Source organism: Leptolyngbya sp. CCY15150, assembly GCF_016888135.1.
GTDB lineage: Bacteria > Cyanobacteriota > Cyanobacteriia > RECH01 > RECH01 > RECH01.
The window spans coordinates 1-240 of record NZ_JACSWB010000213.1 but is presented as its reverse complement, the minus strand read 5'-3'; the positions used below and the strand labels follow the sequence as shown (position 1 = coordinate 240).

Below are 240 nucleotides of genomic sequence, written 5' to 3'. Positions count from 1 at the left end.
GCCCTGATAGCGCCCCGTAGGTGGCGTGATACTCGCTGATGGTGAACAGAGCGGGTGAGGGCAAGGCAGTTCCAGTGATGTTGAACAGGAGTACCCCACCGATGTTGTTCGCGAAGTGTACGCCGATGGCGAGTTCAGTGGTACCGTCAATCAACGAGACCACAGTCCACACCAGACCCGGAACGAAGAAGTAGTTGGAAAAGATCGTGAGCCAGCCGCCCGCCCGCGCCTCCGGGTTAA

At 58.8% G+C, this 240-nt stretch carries 1 pseudogene; it reads right to left on the bottom strand.

The annotated features are described in order from the left end of the window. Window positions 1-240 (bottom strand): annotated as a pseudogene (locus JUJ53_RS25525) (CPBP family intramembrane glutamate endopeptidase); the annotation flags it as partial.